Below are 15,578 nucleotides of genomic sequence, written 5' to 3'. Positions count from 1 at the left end.
CCAGTTATATGCGTGAAACACACGAAACCAGCCCTCTTGCGATTGGGTATGATTCATTTACTTCGCATTCACCAGTTGCCCGCGCGTAACGCCAAGCTGGTTGGTAGCCTTCAGGCTCTTCCAAACCTGGGTGCCGGAGATTTCGCCACGTAGTGCGCGGCTGTAGAGGCTGATAACCTCTGCCACCTGCTCTGGGGTCTCCTCCAGGAACTCAACACGGAAAGAAGCTACGCCTAGCTCACGGAAGTGATTGAGGTATTCAGCGCCCGACTGCTCTACCGCGTTATAGACGGTGTTGCGGCAGCCTTCATCCACACGGACGGGATGGGACATGCCGATGCGGTCCTGTAAGGACGCACGCTGCTCCTCACAAGGACGGCCACAGTTGGTGTAGTCCGTGCCTTCACTCATGAAGGTACAATAGACGCAGTGTTCTGTATGGAACATCGGCAGATGCTGGTGGATAACAACCTCCATGCGGGAGGTGTCACTGTGCCCGAGCAGATCGACCATCTGCTGAATGTTCAGGTCATACGACGGTGTCACCCTGTCACAACCGGCGTCCAGGAACAGATCCACGGCTCTGTGATTGGCGATATTCAGCGAGAAATCGCCAATCAGCCGGGGATGCACAGCATCCGGGTGCTCCATCCGGTGGCGCAGGTAATAATACAGCGCACCGGTGTTGCGCACCAGCACAGCATCCGGCTGCAGCCGCAGGATGTTGGCATGGTAGCCGTTCTCGTTCGGCATATGGATGCGCGGGGTGGCCAGCGCAATGCTGGCCCCAGCAGCCCGCACAGCGTCTACTGCCGCCGGGAACTGCTTGATGAACTCGAAATCGGCGTAAATATTCGTTACGCCGGCTTCGAGCGCAGCCTGTACCTGCGGCAGGCTGCGGCACAGCGCGGTGAGCTCAGCTTCACCGCTGCCCGCCCCCGCGCAATCTCCTGCGGCGATGGCGCCCGCTGCGGCGCCCCTGCGGGAAGCGCCGCCGTAAACCTCAACCTCCCGTTTCACATACACGGGAGGCTTCGGGCGCTCGCCAGCAAGCAGCTCCACCGCCTGGCGGCGGATGCTGTTCAGCTCACGCATAGGCACGATCACATCGCCTTGCAGATGCGACTCCAGCGCTTCAAGCTGGAACAGGGTCCCGCCCAGGCGGCCGAATTGTTCTTCCAGCAGCGCGGTATCCATCGGACGCTTCTGCGCTGTCTCCAGCGCGAGCTCCGAATCCACACGGACAGTGACGTTCTTCTGAACGTCTGTCCACCAGGTCGTCAGCTTCTCGCCCACGCAGCCTTGTACTCTCACATGGACCGGGAATACCCGGTACGGCTTTTCAGTCTCGTAGGACTGGCGCAGCGCCTTATCGAGCGCAGGGTCGTTCGTCTTCCAGATACGGTCTCCTACATGCAGTCGGCGCAGATCTACGTCATTACGGCCCGGAACGATGTCGATGATCCAGCCTTCCCCGGCTTCACCTTCCAGCTTGACGCCTTTGCGGCGCAGGTCGTAAACGCGGCCACCTTCTTCCTTCTTCGTCGGATCTCCGGCGTCGAACACAATGCCGTCTCCACGTTTAAGCGGAGCATGAATGCGGCAGACCACGCCATCGCGCAGAATCTGCTCCACGGTGCCCAGGTACACTCCCCGGCTCTTGGGGAAGGTGCCGTCGACTAATTTCTTATTATTGGTGCCTTCAAGGAAACCGTTGGTGAACCCGCGTGAGAAGCTCTGTTGCAGCTCACGCATATCCTCCTTCGAGGTAGGCGTCCAGTTACCGTCAAAATACTTATCGATCGCCTTACGGTACTTACTGACCACATTAGCGACATACTCCGGGGTTTTGAGCCGGCCTTCGATTTTGAACGAAGTCACTCCGGCTTCAATCAGCTCCGGCATCAGGTCAATGGCGGCAAGATCCTTCGGCGACAGAAGATAAGTCACATCGCCCATCGGCTTCACTTCACCGTCAATCATCAGATCATACGGCAGACGGCAGGCCTGAGCGCATTCCCCGCGGTTCGCCGAGCGTCCGCCCCACATTTCAGAGGTTAGACACTGGCCCGAGTAGGATACACAAAGTGCACCATGCACGAAGACCTCCATCGGCAGGCGGGCTTGCTCGCCAATCGTGCGGATCTGCTTCAGATTATTTTCACGGCCGAGTACGACGCGTTCCAGCCCCCACGGCTTCGTGAATTCCACCGCTTCCGGCGAGGTAATCGTCATCTGTGTAGAACCGTGAATCGGGAAGTCCGGAGAGATCTCACGGATCATCTTCACCAGCCCCAAGTCTTGCACGATTACAGCATCTACACCAGCGTCCACACAGGCATCAATCAGTCCCTTGGCATCCGGCAGCTCATTCTCGAACACCAGTATATTAAAGGTCAGGAACCCCTTCACGCCATAGCTGTGCAGAAACGCCATAATCTCCGGCAGCTCGTCCATCCGGAAGTTGTTCGCTCTGGCCCGTGCATTAAATTTCTCTACGCCAAAAAAGACAGCATCCGCCCCGTTCGCCACCGCTGCACGCATGCAGTCCCAATCTCCCGCCGGAGCCAGCAGCTCTACGTCTTCTCTGCGTATTCCTTGCTCTTTCATTTATATCCTCCCAAACCGCCTGTTCGGCGGGTCATTTACAGCTTTTTAACTTATTAATTGTATCAAATATCACAGCTGTCTGCCAGTAAAATAGAAACACTTGGATTTTGCTTTCCATACGGATCTATCTTAAGATAAGCTGGAGCTCCTGCTTTAATAGACAAATGAAGAAGAACCAGCGTAAAATATGAATAGAAAAGAATAAATACGCAAAAGATCTCACGGTTCCCAAAATTTATATGCAGCAAAAGGAGAGTTGAAACAGTTATGAAAGGCATAATTCTTGCGGGAGGAAGCGGCACCCGGTTATACCCTCTCACAATGGTAACCAGCAAACAATTACTGCCGGTCTATGATAAACCCATGATTTATTATCCCTTGTCCACATTAATGCTGGCAGGCATCCGAGAAATTCTGATCATCTCTACTGCTGAGGATACACCACGGTTCGAGCATTTGCTCGGTGATGGCTCCCAATTTGGAATTTCACTGCAGTACATCGTCCAGCCGAGCCCGGATGGGTTGGCACAGGCTTTTATTCTGGGCGAATCGTTTATCGGAGAAGACTCTGTAGCAATGATTCTCGGAGATAATATATATTACGGAAACGGCATGACCAAGATGTTGAAGCAAGCTGCCGACAAAACAAGCGGGGCGACCGTATTTGGCTACCATGTGCCCGATCCCGAACGTTTTGGCGTGGTGGAATTTGACGGAGACGGCAAGGTCCTCAGCATCGAAGAGAAACCGGAGCATCCAAAATCTAATTATGCGGTTACCGGCCTTTACTTTTATGATAACCGGGTGATTTCTATTGCTAAGGAAGTCAAGCCGTCACACCGCGGCGAGCTGGAAATCACTTCAATCAATGAAGCCTATTTAAAACTGGATGAGCTGGATGTTGCCCTGCTGGGGCGCGGGTTTACCTGGCTCGATACCGGAACCCACCAGAGTCTGGTGGATGCCACCAACTTCGTCAGAACCATTGAAGACCATCAAGGGATTAAAATCTCTGCACCCGAAGAAATCGCTTATGTCAATGGCTGGATCACCAAGGAACATCTCCTGGAATGCGGACATAAGCTGAGCAAGACCGGATATGGCCAATATTTAATTAAGGTCGCTACAGGTAAAATCCAATTTTAAACCATAGAAAGAGTGGATACGATGAAGTTTATCAAAACCCTTCTGGAAGATGTTCTCGTCGTTGAACCGGCAGTCTTCGGAGACCACCGCGGCTGGTTCATGGAGACCTACAGCGAAGCTAAATTCCATGAACAAGAGCTCCGATATCAGTTCGTTCAGGATAATCAATCCTATTCCGCTGTAAAAGGCACTCTGCGCGGACTTCACTTCCAGCTAAATCCGAAGGCACAGACCAAGCTTGTACGCTGTACACGCGGATCGATCTTTGATGTGGCTGTTGATATCCGTCAAGGCAGTCCTTCTTACGGCAAATGGTTCGGCGTTGAGCTAACTGCTGAGAACAAGAAGCAGCTTCTCATCCCAAAAGGGTTTGCTCATGGTTTCATGACACTGACCGAGGATGTTGAAGTTCAATACAAATGCGATGAGCTATATGCGCCTGAATGTGACGGCGGTATTCTGTGGAATGACCCGGACATTGGCATTGAATGGCCGATCGATGTAATTCCTGTACTGTCTGCTAAGGATGAACAAGCGCCGCTGCTAAAGGATGTTACGCATAATTTTGTGTATTAACCAAATAAAAAATTTTAGTTTAATTCAGCAAAAAACGTCCCGGCTCTTAGTAGCCTGGGACGTTTTTCGCTGTTTTTCCACTTACTCAAGAAACTAATTACCCTTCTACTCCCCCACCCACCCAAACGACCCCTGCACCCGCTCCAGCACCGCCTGCTGGCTCGCCGTAGCGTTGGCGGTGTTCAGTGTGATGGTGAGCGTATAGACCACCTCATTGCGGCTGAACACAATAATCTTCGTGCTCGCCGGGATGCTGTTCTTAGTCTGCTCTACTGTGAGTATGGTGGCTGGCATACCGGCAAAGGTGGTTTCTGTGACGCTTTTTACCTGCGGGCCCTTGGGATCTTGCTTGGTGTTCTGGTAATAGCTCTGCAGCTGGCTGACGGCATATTCCGGCGTGACCTCAGGGCTGGCGTAGAGCTGGAATCGGCCGCCGGTGAAGCGGTATTCCACGCTCTGGCTCTCGAAAAGATCCTGAACCGGGCTCCACAGCCGCGGAATCTCGAGCTTGTAGCCGTAGGTCTTGGAGATCTTGGTGACCGACTTCTGGCTGAGCTGGGTATAATCCTCTGACGCCAGGCGTCCGAAGTTACTCTTCGTCTGGGCAAAATCAATATCGATCGAGTTCAGTACCTCTGTAAAGCGCGCCTGATCACCACTCTGCCCGGGCCCGGAAGCCGCAACATATTCAAAATAATAACGGTACCCGTTCTTCAGCAGCAAAATCTGATATTCGGTACTCCACCCGCTGCCTGGGTTAAGCCCGATCTCGTTAATCAGCACCGGTTCACCGGAGACCTTGCCCGCTACGCTGTCCTTCAAGGTATAGGCCTCAGCCACATAGGTGTCACGGAGCTGAGACAGCAGTTCCTGGTTCCAGCTTGCCAGCGTGGAGCCCGCAGGGGCGGAGCTTACTTTTACACGCAGATAACTCCCCTGTTTGCCCGCATAGTAGAGCTGCTGGTCATCCGCACTCCAGTCGGCAGGGACCTTAAGCGCAATCCCGTAGTCATCGTTGTAGCCTTCGCGCAGCCCGTTGCGGACCGTGGAGAGATCGCGGATGCTCCGGTCGGATGCGTCAAAAGAGGGCTGAAAAGAATTCAGCAACGCCGCATATTTGCCCAGATCCTTATAATTGGCTGCATTGTCATCTGTCAGATAGATCTCATACAGCCTGCCTCCGGCATAATATTGCCTGCCCTCCCAGAGCGCGCCGCTCGAATCCTTGCTCACGGTCCGGGCGTAAGGAACCTTGGCCTTAGACACAGCCTCCCGGTCCAGCACAATCTCCCCGCCCTCCTCCGAGGAGCGGACCAGATTCTCCAGCAGCCCTTCGGGATCAAGAGGAACGGCGAGCGGCGAAGCATGCACCTCCAGATAGTACCCGTTCTCTGCACTCGTAAAAGTCGCTACGCTCTCATTCCCTCCACTGTCGCCCACGACCAGCCCTGGCGGATAGTTCATGCTCCACTCCAGATAACTGTTGCCGATCCGGGTTTTGCCAGCGTCACTGTCAATCCCGCTTTGCGCTTCTATGCCTACTGCTGCCACTGGGGGAGATATCGTAACTAGTATCCCTCCGCCCTCCGCCGGAGTCATCCGCGCACCCAGCACTCCAGCTACGAATCTCAGCGGCACCATCAGCACACCGGATACCATGCGCGGCGGCGCGGCGAGCTTGATTTTGACACCATCCTTCCAGGCAGTCATGCTGCCTATCGTCATCGCACCGGTATGCGGCCCGTACATAACCTTCACCACATCATCGCCTTGCAGGGAGACGGTGCTGCCGAAAGCTTTTTTGAAAATACCCAGCGGGACCAGCAGCGTTCCATTCTCAGCAAAAGGCTTCGGAATCGTGACCGGCTTCCCGTTAACCGTTGCAGAAGCACTGCCCGCTTGAAGACTAAGCTGTAGCAGAGCCCCCTCCGCCGCCTGGGCCCTTCCCGCAGGAAAGAGACTGAGCAGTAATAATAGCACTACAATAACAGACACTCCGCGCCGTAGATGTGCCAACCTCCTCCCCCGCCCGGCTGTACCTGCCGCCTCCTCACTCTGTCGTCTGATCATCGGTCTCCCCCTCCGTCTTAGCGGCACTCACCAGAGGGTCGCCTTGTCCAAGAACAAGGCTTCTGGCTACGATATCGCCTTCACTCTGCATCAGCAGCTTGACCACTGCCCCCGGCTTGTACTGTCTGAATAACTCATTAACATCGACAAGTGAAGTTACCCGATGTCCGTCTATGGCATACAGTGCATCTCCCGTAGTGATTCCTGCCTTGCGCGCTTCTGCCGTAAGCACCTTCGTCACCGTCAAGGGCTCCTGCCCCGGCAGTCCGACAATTACGGGCCAGCTCTCCTCAAGCTCAATTCCGAGGCTCGGACGCCGGACCTCTCCATATTGGAGCAGCTGATTCATGATGTACTTCACCGTATCTGCGGGAATCGAGAAGCCCATATTTTCCACACCCACAGCTGCAAACTTCATACTGTTAACCCCGAGTACCTCCCCCTTCATATTGACCAGCGGTCCTCCGCTGTTGCCGGGATTGATGGCCGTATCGCTCTGGATCAGCCGGTACGCCGCATCTACCGAACGGTTAAGACCGCTGATCACGCCTACAGTAGCCGAATTTCTCAGGGAAAAAGAGATCGGTGTCCCGATCGCTATAACCTTTTCGCCTACCTGAAGATTGGCGGCACTGCCTGCGAAGGTTGCGGGCTTTAGGGCTTTGGCTTTGATTTTGACCAGTGCAAGATCACTGAATTCATCCGAGTATGTATCTGTGATGTTATAGCTCGTCCCGTCTGAGGTGACCACTACCGCCTTCTCCAGCCCAGCCATCACATGGGCATTGGTAATGATCCATCCGTCTGCTCTGACGATAATCCCCGAGCCGTGGGTCAGATTGTAACGGTCATCCGGTCCGCCGGTTTCTCCTCCCGCTTTGCCGATAATGCCGACTACAGACGGCGAGACTCTGCTTATGATTTGCGGAACCGGGTCTGCTGTTGCGGGCTGGCTCCATTGCCCCTTGCTCTCCTTGTGCACCGTACCTGCTTGTCCGGCCTTCATCACGTTGACAGCCGCGCCTCTCTCAGCCTCTAATGTTCCTATCCCGCTGTAGACCGCCCCATGAACAACACCGGCTGGACTTACGAATCCCGACAACACCAACAGTATAGTGCCCAGCAGTACTACCCTACTCCGGGCAGTCCAGTTCCTCCCCATTCCCATGGCTCTCCCCTTCTTCCCTGCACAATATGTTCCAAATGGAAACGGCATTGCCTTTCTTTTGAAAGGACGTTACCGTTTCAGCGAGAAAGATAATGATAATTATAGCGCGAAGCATATAGATTCTTTTCTTCAAAAAAAGACGCCTTTAGGATCGCCGCTGGCGGTAAAGGTGTCTTTAAGATGAGCTTGCATCTGAGGTTATGTGTGTCTTACTCTAGCTGAACCAGTTCATAATCATTGCATAATCGGATACCACAAAAACCAGCAGGCTTACCACTGCAAAACCAATGGCAAATTTGTTCTTCTGCGGAGCTCTAAGCAGCCGGACCACACCGATAAGTATCAGGATCGTGAATACAATCATAAACGCATCGAAGGTATGAAATTTAGACGGTTCTTGCGCGGCAGCTTCTGCAAGCAGCATGGCAATCCCTCCCTGAGAGTGTTGTCAAGCAAGTTTCTCTAATCCATATCACCTTCTATGTTATCGTTACCATTTCCGTCACGCAATAGAAATATTTTAAAAACGGCGTATTTGTCACAAAAAATATTCCTTATGGCTAAATCACGCCTCGGATTGGCGATATTCATCATTGACCGCTGTTATTTTTTTAATTTTCAAGGAGCCAATCCACCTCAATCCAGCCTACAGCTGCTGCTATCATTCAACGTAAAAGCTTCTCATTGAATCTTACGGCGGACATGCTGTAGATATGCCTGTTTGGACTTGGTGGACTGAGTGGACTGGCTGGACCTCAATACTACGATTACAATACTTTATCACCTTTAATTAAATCTTCATTGATGAGCGCTAAATCGCTATCCACCATCATCTTGATCAATTGCTCAAATGTAACCTCCCGTTCCCAGCCTAGCTTTTCTTTAGCCTTGGAGCAATCACCAAGCAGTAGATCCACTTCAGCAGGTCTAACAAACCTCTGATCAACCACAACATAATCTTTCCAATCCAGTCCTACATGCGTAAATGCGATATCTACAAGTTCTTCAATCGTATGCGTCTCCGCAGTCGAGATTACAAAATCATCCGCTTTATCCTGCTGAAGCATCAGCCACATCGCTTTAACATAATCCCCTGCAAAGCCCCAATCTCTTTTTGCATCCAGATTTCCCATCCGGAGTTCCGTTTGCAGACCCAGTTTTATTCTCGCCACAGCATCAGATACTTTGCGGGTTACAAATTCAATGCCACGACGTGGCGATTCATGGTTGAATAAGATCCCAGAGCAAGCAAACATGTTATAGCTTTCTCTATAATTAACAGTAATCCAGTGACCATAAACTTTAGCCACACCATATGGACTTCGTGGATAAAATGGGGTCGTTTCTTTCTGCGGTGTTGCTAATACTTTACCGAACATTTCACTGCTTGAGGCTTGATAAAATCTCGCTGCCGGTTTAGTCAAACGCACCGCCTCGAGCAAATTGGTAACACCCATTCCAGTAGCTTGAGCAGTTGCAACAGGTTGAACCCAGGAGGTTGCTACGAAAGACTGCGCGGCCAGGTTATAGACTTCATCCGGATCTGAGATGCTCACCGCTCTCATCAGTGACCCCTGATCCAGCAAATCTCCTTCAATAAATTCGATTTCATTCTTTAGATGTCCGATGTTATCCATAATTGGTATACTTGTTCTGCGGCGCAAACCAAATACTTTATATCCTTTTGACAACAGAAGCTCTGCCAAATAAGATCCATCTTGTCCTGTAATCCCTGTAATTAATGCACGCTTTGTCATTTAAATCCCCTCATTTTCATAGGTAGTAAGGCTTACTGATACCTATTAACAAAGCCTGCAGAATATGTCTAAGCGCTTTCTTGTCCAGTACAATTATAAAAGTGAAAGCAGCCCAATTGTTAATCATATCTGGAAAGAACGGTGACCCCTTCTTGAAATACATCGAATTTGGAATCGGAAACACATGGCTGGTGCGAACAGAGATTGAACAGCCGGATGGGACAGAGGTCGAAGTACAGGGGATCGTCCGGCCAGTTATCTTCCGTTCCTTCTACATCCGCGTCTGGATCGGAAGAACCGTCTGGATTGTAGACTCACGGGAAGGGTTCAAACGGGGATCTAAAGCTACCCGCCGTTTTAAGATTATCTTGGGCATCCGCAGTGAGTTGTAGCGGGGAGCAGACACTATAAATTACTGATCGGGCAGCATTGCTGTTGCGTGTGTTTTTGCTTACCGCCGTAGTGTGAGGGCGAGGGATATTTAGTGGAATTAGTACATCTAGTTTGGCGCAACCGTTGCATTTATATCAAATAGTTGGAAAAACAACACTTGTTGAACCCGATTTTTGGTGAATATACAGAGTTCTATGGAGAGAAGTGTACTTTTTCCAACTACGTTAGTCCAACACTCCGCTTCGGCAGTATTAAGTGCCATATTTCCAACTACGTCCGCTCTATAGCTTAGAGACTCAATAGAGGGCATTCTGACTCCCCAAAACTTATCAGCACTTGTGAAACCTGCCGCAATATTAAAATACCCCGTGCCCCCTTTGTAAGAAGGGGGCATGGGGTATTCGGGTTAATGAGGTTATTAGGTTTTATACCGCTCTTCCTACAGTTACACCGTCTCCGAAGGCTGCAACTCCATAGCCTGCGTACGTTCCGTATCACGGATCAGGACAGGCTTCAGGTAGCGGCCCGTATAGGATTCCTCCACACTGATCAGCTTCTCGGGCGTCCCGGTCGCAAGGACCGTGCCGCCGCCGCTGCCGCCTTCCGGTCCCATATCAATGATGTAGTCGGCTGTCTTGATGACATCGAGATTATGCTCGATGACCAGAACCGATTCGCCGGAATCGACCAGGCGGTGCAGTACCTCAAGCAGACGCCCGATGTCGTCCACATGCAGACCGGTTGTCGGCTCATCCAGGATATACAGCGTCTTACCGGTGCTGCGGCGGTACAGCTCGGAAGCCAGCTTCACACGCTGGGCCTCACCGCCGGACAGGGTGGTTCCCGGTTGGCCGATGTTGATATAGCCCAGGCCTACATCCAGCAAGGTCTGCATTTTGCGGTGAATTTTCGGAATATTCTTGAAGAACTCCGTTGCATCCTCCACCGTCATCTCCAGCACATCCGAGATATTCTTGCCTTTATATTTCACTTCCAGCGTCTCGCGGTTATACCGTTTGCCTTTGCAGACCTCACAAGGAACGTATACATCCGGCAGGAAGTGCATCTCAATCTTGATAATGCCGTCTCCACGGCACGCCTCACAGCGGCCGCCCTTCACATTGAAGCTGAAGCGCCCCTTCTGGAAGCCACGCACCTTGGCCTCGTTCGTCTTGGAGAACAGATCACGGATATCATCGAACACACCTGTATACGTAGCCGGATTAGAGCGCGGTGTACGCCCGATCGGGGACTGGTCAATTTCGATGACCTTGTCCAGATTCTCCAGGCCGCGGATTTCTTTGTGCAAGCCGGGACGGACCTTGACCGCCTTGTTCAACTGGCGGGCCAGACTTTTGTAGAGAATCTCATTAATGAGCGAAGACTTGCCGGAGCCGGATACGCCGGTTACCGCTGTGAAGACACCGAGCGGAATTTTTACATTCACATTCTTCAGGTTATTCTCCTTCGCTCCACGGATCTCGATCCAGCGTTCATTATCGGTTGGCCGCCGCTTGGAAGTCACCGGGATGAACTTACGTCCGCTCAAGTATTCACCGGTCAGGGAACCCGGGTCCTTCATAATCTCCTCCGGGGTCCCCTGAGCAATGACCTGTCCGCCGTGTTTCCCGGCACCCGGTCCAATGTCGATAATATAGTCAGCCGCCATCATGGTATCCTCATCATGCTCAACGACGATGAGCGTATTACCGAGGTCGCGCATATGGGCAAGCGTGGCAATCAGCCGGTCATTGTCCCGCTGATGCAGGCCGATACTTGGCTCATCCAGAATATAGAGGACACCCATCAGACTGGAGCCGATCTGGGTAGCCAGCCTGATGCGCTGGGCTTCCCCGCCGGATAATGAGCCTGCTGCCCGGCTAAGGGTCAGATAGTTCAGCCCCACATTCACCAGGAAGCCGAGCCGGCTGCTGATTTCCTTGAGGATCAGATTGGCAATCGCTGTTTCTTTCTCACTAAGCTTGAGATCTGCGAAGAAGTCCAGACAATCTCCAATCGAAAGATCCGTCACATCCGCAACATTCTGCTCATTGATGGTCACCGCCAGAATCTCTTTTTTGAGCCGCTTGCCCTTACAGGAATGGCAAGGCTTAGCGCTCATGAAGCCTTCAATGAACTCACGGATTCCTTCGGAGGCTGTATCGCGGTACCGGCGCTCCAGATTCGGAATAATGCCCTCAAAAGCAACCAGGGCGTCTTTGCGCTGGCCGAAGTCATTCTCATACCGGAAACGGATCTTCTCGCTGCCTGTTCCGTGCAGCAGCTTGTTCATATGCTCCGGCGACAGGCTGCTTACCGGTACATTCTGCGGAATCTTGAAATGCTCGCACACCGATTTCAGGAACTGCGGATAGTAGTTCGAGGTACTGCCTGTCCAGGCCAGGAAAGCTCCTTCTTCGATGGATTTCTCTGTATCCGGGATCAGCAGATCGGGATCGACAACCATATTCATCCCCAGCCCATCACATTCAGGACAGGCTCCAAATGGACTGTTGAAGGAGAACATACGCGGCGCCAGCTCTTCTATGCTGAATCCGCAGACCGGACAAGCAAAGCTTGCACTGAACAGCAGCTCTTCCTGGCCCATCACATCAACGAGAATCTGACCACCGGACAGCTTCAGCGCAGTCTCCAGGGAATCGGTAAGCCGGGTCTCAATATCATCCTTAATTACAATCCGGTCAACAACAACCTCAATCGTATGCTTTTTATTCTTCTCCAGTACAATATCTTCCGTCACTTCGCGCAGCTCACCATCCACACGTACACGGACGAAGCCTTGCTTCGAGATATCTGTGAACAGACCCTTATGCTCACCCTTACGGCCGGAAATGACCGGGGCCAGAATCTGCAGACGGGTCTTCTCCGGGTATTGCATGATCCGGTCCACCATCTGTTCAACGGTCTGCGAAGTGATCTCTATGCCATGATCCGGACAATGCGGATGGCCGATCCGGGCAAAGAGCAGCCGCAGATAGTCATAGATTTCGGTAACCGTCCCTACCGTGGAACGCGGGTTACGGCTAGTCGTCTTCTGGTCAATTGATATGGCCGGGGAGAGTCCGTCGATGGAATCTACATCTGGCTTCTCCATCTGGCCCAGGAACTGGCGCGCATAGGCAGACAACGACTCGACATACCGGCGTTGACCCTCGGCGTAGATGGTATCGAAGGCCAGGGAGGATTTGCCCGAGCCGCTCAGTCCCGTCAGCACGACGAAGCGGTCACGCGGAATCGTTACGTCGATGTTCTTGAGGTTATGGGCCCTCGCGCCCTTGATTACTATACTTTCATGTGCCAACGGTACCTCTCCTTTAAGGGGAATTTAAAATGGAAAAACATTTTGGGAAATATTTTCGATCCCTCCCAAACCCTCCCTTCCAAGGGAGGGCCCCAAGGGTTGCACCCTCTGGACACCCGCAAACTTGGCGGAAGGAATTAGGCGGGTGGATGGACGACTACTGTGGCATTAGGCCCGCTAACCCCTACGGGGCCGCTATACTTACAGAGCAGGGTACGGCTCGCTTCCGCTTGCCGCAGACGCTGTCCCTTCGGGATACGCGCTATGGCTTAACTGCACACTCTCCCTGCGGGATACGTGCTTAGGGCTTGAGTGCACGCTGTCCCTTCGGGATTCGCGCTAAGGGCTTAACTGCGGGCTGTTCCTGCGGAATGCGCAAAGAACTTTAACCATACTATCTTCAAAAGGAACGGCCTGAATAGCGCCGTTCCCTGGATCGTTAACTTCTCGGCCGGGTTACTCTGCCCGTAGCTCAAGCAAGGCATCACGCAGCTCGGCGGCGCGCTCAAATTGCAGGTTCTTGGCGGCATCCTTCATCTCGGCCTCCAGACGCTGCATCAGGCTCTGCTTGTCTTTCTTGTTGAGCTTGCCGCCAACACCAGTGAGGTAATCAGCCTTAGACTCGGCCACCTTGGTCGCCTCGATGATATCGCGCACCTTCTTGTTGATGGTCGTCGGGGTAATCCCGTGCTTCTCATTATGGGCGATCTGAATCTCACGGCGGCGCTGGGTCTCGCTCATGGCCTTCTCCATGGAGTCCGTAATGCGGTCCCCGTACATAATGACCCGGCCCTCCGAGTTACGGGCGGCACGGCCGATCGTCTGGATCAGCGAACGCTCGGAACGGAGGAAGCCTTCCTTGTCAGCATCCAGAATCGCGACTAGCGACACCTCCGGCAGGTCAAGACCTTCTCTGAGCAGGTTAATACCGACCAACACATGGAAGGTGCCTAGACGGAGATCACGCAGAATCGCCATCCGCTCCAGTGTCTTGATATCGGAGTGCATATAACGTACCTTGATGCCAATCTCCTTGAAGTAGTCCGTCAGGTCCTCAGACATCTTCTTCGTAAGGGTGGTGACGAGAACACGCTCATCGCGTTCTACCCGGTCACGGATTTCATTGATCAGATCATCGATCTGCCCTTCGGTAGGGCGCACTTCAATGATCGGATCAAGCAGACCGGTAGGACGGATAATCTGCTGGACCATCGTATCGCAATGCTCCATCTCATAAGGTCCAGGTGTTGCGGACACGTATACAATCTGGCTCACCTTGTCTTCGAATTCCTCGAATTGCAGCGGACGGTTATCCAGTGCAGACGGCAGGCGGAACCCGTGTTCTACAAGGACTGTCTTACGCGCACGGTCACCGTTATACATCGCCCGGATCTGCGGCAGCGTCACATGAGACTCGTCAATCACAATCAGCATGTCATCCGGGAAATAGTCCATCAATGTATAAGGAGTCGCTCCCGGCTCCCGGAAGGTAAGCGGACCGGAATAGTTCTCGATCCCTGAACAGAAGCCGACTTCCTTCATCATCTCGATATCATAACGGGTCCGCTGCTCCAGCCGCTGGGCCTCCAGCAGCTTGCCTGCTTCACGGAGCACAGCCAGCCGCTCCTCCAGCTCACGCTCAATATTGACCAGCGCTACACGCATGGTCTCTTCCTGGGTAACGAAGTGAGACGCCGGGAAAATCGCGATATGATCGCGTTCGCCGATCAGCTCGCCTGTCAGAACATCAATTTCCGTAATCCGTTCGATCTCGTCTCCGAACAGCTCTACCCGGATCGCATGCTCGCCCTGGGATGCCGGGAAGATCTCAACGACATCCCCGCGCACACGGAACGTACCGCGCACGAAATTAATATCATTGCGCTGATACTGGATATCTACGAGCCGGCTCAGAATCTGATTACGCGGCTTCTCCATTCCTACACGCAGCGAGAGCAGCAGGCTTCCGTATTCCTGCGGCGAACCGAGACCATAAATACAGGACACACTCGCCACAATAATGACATCACGGCGTTCGAACAGCGAGCTTGTTGCCGAGTGGCGGAGCTTGTCGATTTCTTCATTTATGCTGGAGTCTTTCTCAATGTAGGTATCGGAGGAAGGAATGTACGCCTCTGGCTGGTAGTAATCGTAGTAACTGACGAAGTAATCCACGGAATTGCTCGGAAAAAATTCTTTGAACTCACTCGCCAGCTGCGCAGCAAGCGTCTTGTTGTGCGCAATAACCAGCGTGGGGCGGTTCAACTTGGAAATCACTTGTGCGATGGTAAAGGTCTTGCCTGTACCGGTCGCTCCCAGCAGCGTCTGGTGCTTTTTGCCCTGCCGGATGCCGTCCAATAACTCTTCTATGGCATGAGGCTGATCGCCCTGGGGTGTATACTCGGACTCCAGTTCAAAAGTCTTCGTACTGACGACAATATCACTCATTTGCCCGTCTCCCCTCTATCGTCTAGAATATATGAATATATTATAATTTTAACCCTAATCATCCTTCATCCATACCAAGCTGAAAAAT

At 52.6% G+C, this 15,578-nt stretch carries 10 protein-coding genes; 3 read left to right on the top strand and 7 right to left on the bottom strand.

Annotated features, from left to right (window positions below):
• Window positions 1-57 precede the first annotated feature (57 nt).
• On the bottom strand, window positions 58-2,610 hold the full coding sequence (locus MKY64_RS30975) for a DUF3656 domain-containing U32 family peptidase (protein ID WP_340957792.1): 2,553 nt from the start codon (window positions 2,608-2,610) through the stop codon (window positions 58-60).
• A 267-nt stretch (window positions 2,611-2,877) separates the two neighbouring features.
• Between MKY64_RS30975 and rfbA the strand changes: the two genes are divergently transcribed.
• Window positions 2,878-3,756 (top strand): glucose-1-phosphate thymidylyltransferase RfbA, encoded by an 879-nt coding sequence (gene rfbA, locus MKY64_RS30970; RefSeq protein ID WP_339220632.1) that lies wholly within the window; start codon window positions 2,878-2,880, stop codon window positions 3,754-3,756.
• 21 nt (window positions 3,757-3,777) lie between these two features.
• Window positions 3,778-4,332: a dTDP-4-dehydrorhamnose 3,5-epimerase gene (gene rfbC / locus MKY64_RS30965; RefSeq protein ID WP_340957791.1), complete on the top strand. Its 555-nt coding sequence runs from the start codon at window positions 3,778-3,780 to the stop codon at window positions 4,330-4,332.
• A 105-nt stretch (window positions 4,333-4,437) separates the two neighbouring features.
• Here rfbC and MKY64_RS30960 read toward each other — a convergent pair whose 3' ends face one another.
• From MKY64_RS30960 to gmd, 4 genes are all read right to left on the bottom strand, one after another.
• Entirely contained in the window at window positions 4,438-6,402 is a 1,965-nt protein-coding gene (locus MKY64_RS30960) for a stalk domain-containing protein (protein WP_340957789.1), read from the bottom strand.
• Window positions 6,383-7,564: a S1C family serine protease gene (locus MKY64_RS30955; protein WP_340957786.1), complete on the bottom strand. Its 1,182-nt coding sequence runs from the start codon at window positions 7,562-7,564 to the stop codon at window positions 6,383-6,385. Before MKY64_RS30955 ends, MKY64_RS30960 begins: the two co-directional genes overlap by 20 nt.
• Before the next feature lie 220 nt (window positions 7,565-7,784).
• Window positions 7,785-7,994 carry a hypothetical protein gene (locus MKY64_RS30950; RefSeq protein ID WP_036721132.1) on the bottom strand — a complete coding sequence of 70 codons (210 nt, stop codon included), beginning with the start codon at window positions 7,992-7,994 and terminating at the stop codon, window positions 7,785-7,787.
• A gap of 343 nt (window positions 7,995-8,337) precedes the next feature.
• Window positions 8,338-9,327, bottom strand: a complete 990-nt coding sequence (gene gmd / locus MKY64_RS30945; protein ID WP_340957784.1) for a GDP-mannose 4,6-dehydratase — start codon at window positions 9,325-9,327, stop codon at window positions 8,338-8,340.
• A gap of 152 nt (window positions 9,328-9,479) precedes the next feature.
• On the opposite strand from gmd, the gene MKY64_RS30940 reads away from it, so the two are divergent.
• The gene (locus MKY64_RS30940; protein ID WP_339251707.1) at window positions 9,480-9,719 is read left to right on the top strand and encodes a DUF3977 family protein; all 240 of its coding nucleotides are present in this window, start codon (window positions 9,480-9,482) and stop codon (window positions 9,717-9,719) included.
• A gap of 446 nt (window positions 9,720-10,165) precedes the next feature.
• Here the strand turns inward: MKY64_RS30940 and uvrA are convergent, their stop codons facing one another.
• Together uvrA and uvrB are read right to left on the bottom strand one after the other, a co-directional pair.
• On the bottom strand, window positions 10,166-13,042 hold the full coding sequence (gene uvrA, locus MKY64_RS30935; RefSeq protein WP_340957780.1) for an excinuclease ABC subunit UvrA: 2,877 nt from the start codon (window positions 13,040-13,042) through the stop codon (window positions 10,166-10,168).
• 456 nt (window positions 13,043-13,498) lie between these two features.
• Window positions 13,499-15,490: an excinuclease ABC subunit UvrB gene (gene uvrB / locus MKY64_RS30930; protein WP_076080117.1), complete on the bottom strand. Its 1,992-nt coding sequence runs from the start codon at window positions 15,488-15,490 to the stop codon at window positions 13,499-13,501.
• Between the last annotated feature and the right edge of the window lie 88 nt (window positions 15,491-15,578).

The organism is Paenibacillus sp. FSL R7-0210 (genome assembly GCF_038009085.1).
GTDB classification, from domain to species: domain Bacteria; phylum Bacillota; class Bacilli; order Paenibacillales; family Paenibacillaceae; genus Paenibacillus_AQ; species Paenibacillus_AQ silagei.
This window is presented reverse-complemented; position numbering and strand designations above follow the sequence as displayed.

Coding starts and splice junctions, on each gene's coding strand:
- MKY64_RS30975 (WP_340957792.1), bottom strand. CDS start 2,610: ATGAAAGAGCAAGGAATACGCAGAGAAGACGTAGAGCTGCTGGCTCCG.
- rfbA (WP_339220632.1), top strand. CDS start 2,878: ATGAAAGGCATAATTCTTGCGGGAGGAAGCGGCACCCGGTTATACCCT.
- rfbC (WP_340957791.1), top strand. CDS start 3,778: ATGAAGTTTATCAAAACCCTTCTGGAAGATGTTCTCGTCGTTGAACCG.
- MKY64_RS30960 (WP_340957789.1), bottom strand. CDS start 6,402: ATGATCAGACGACAGAGTGAGGAGGCGGCAGGTACAGCCGGGCGGGGG.
- MKY64_RS30955 (WP_340957786.1), bottom strand. CDS start 7,564: ATGGGGAGGAACTGGACTGCCCGGAGTAGGGTAGTACTGCTGGGCACT.
- MKY64_RS30950 (WP_036721132.1), bottom strand. CDS start 7,994: ATGCTGCTTGCAGAAGCTGCCGCGCAAGAACCGTCTAAATTTCATACC.
- gmd (WP_340957784.1), bottom strand. CDS start 9,327: ATGACAAAGCGTGCATTAATTACAGGGATTACAGGACAAGATGGATCT.
- uvrB (WP_076080117.1), bottom strand. CDS start 15,490: ATGAGTGATATTGTCGTCAGTACGAAGACTTTTGAACTGGAGTCCGAG.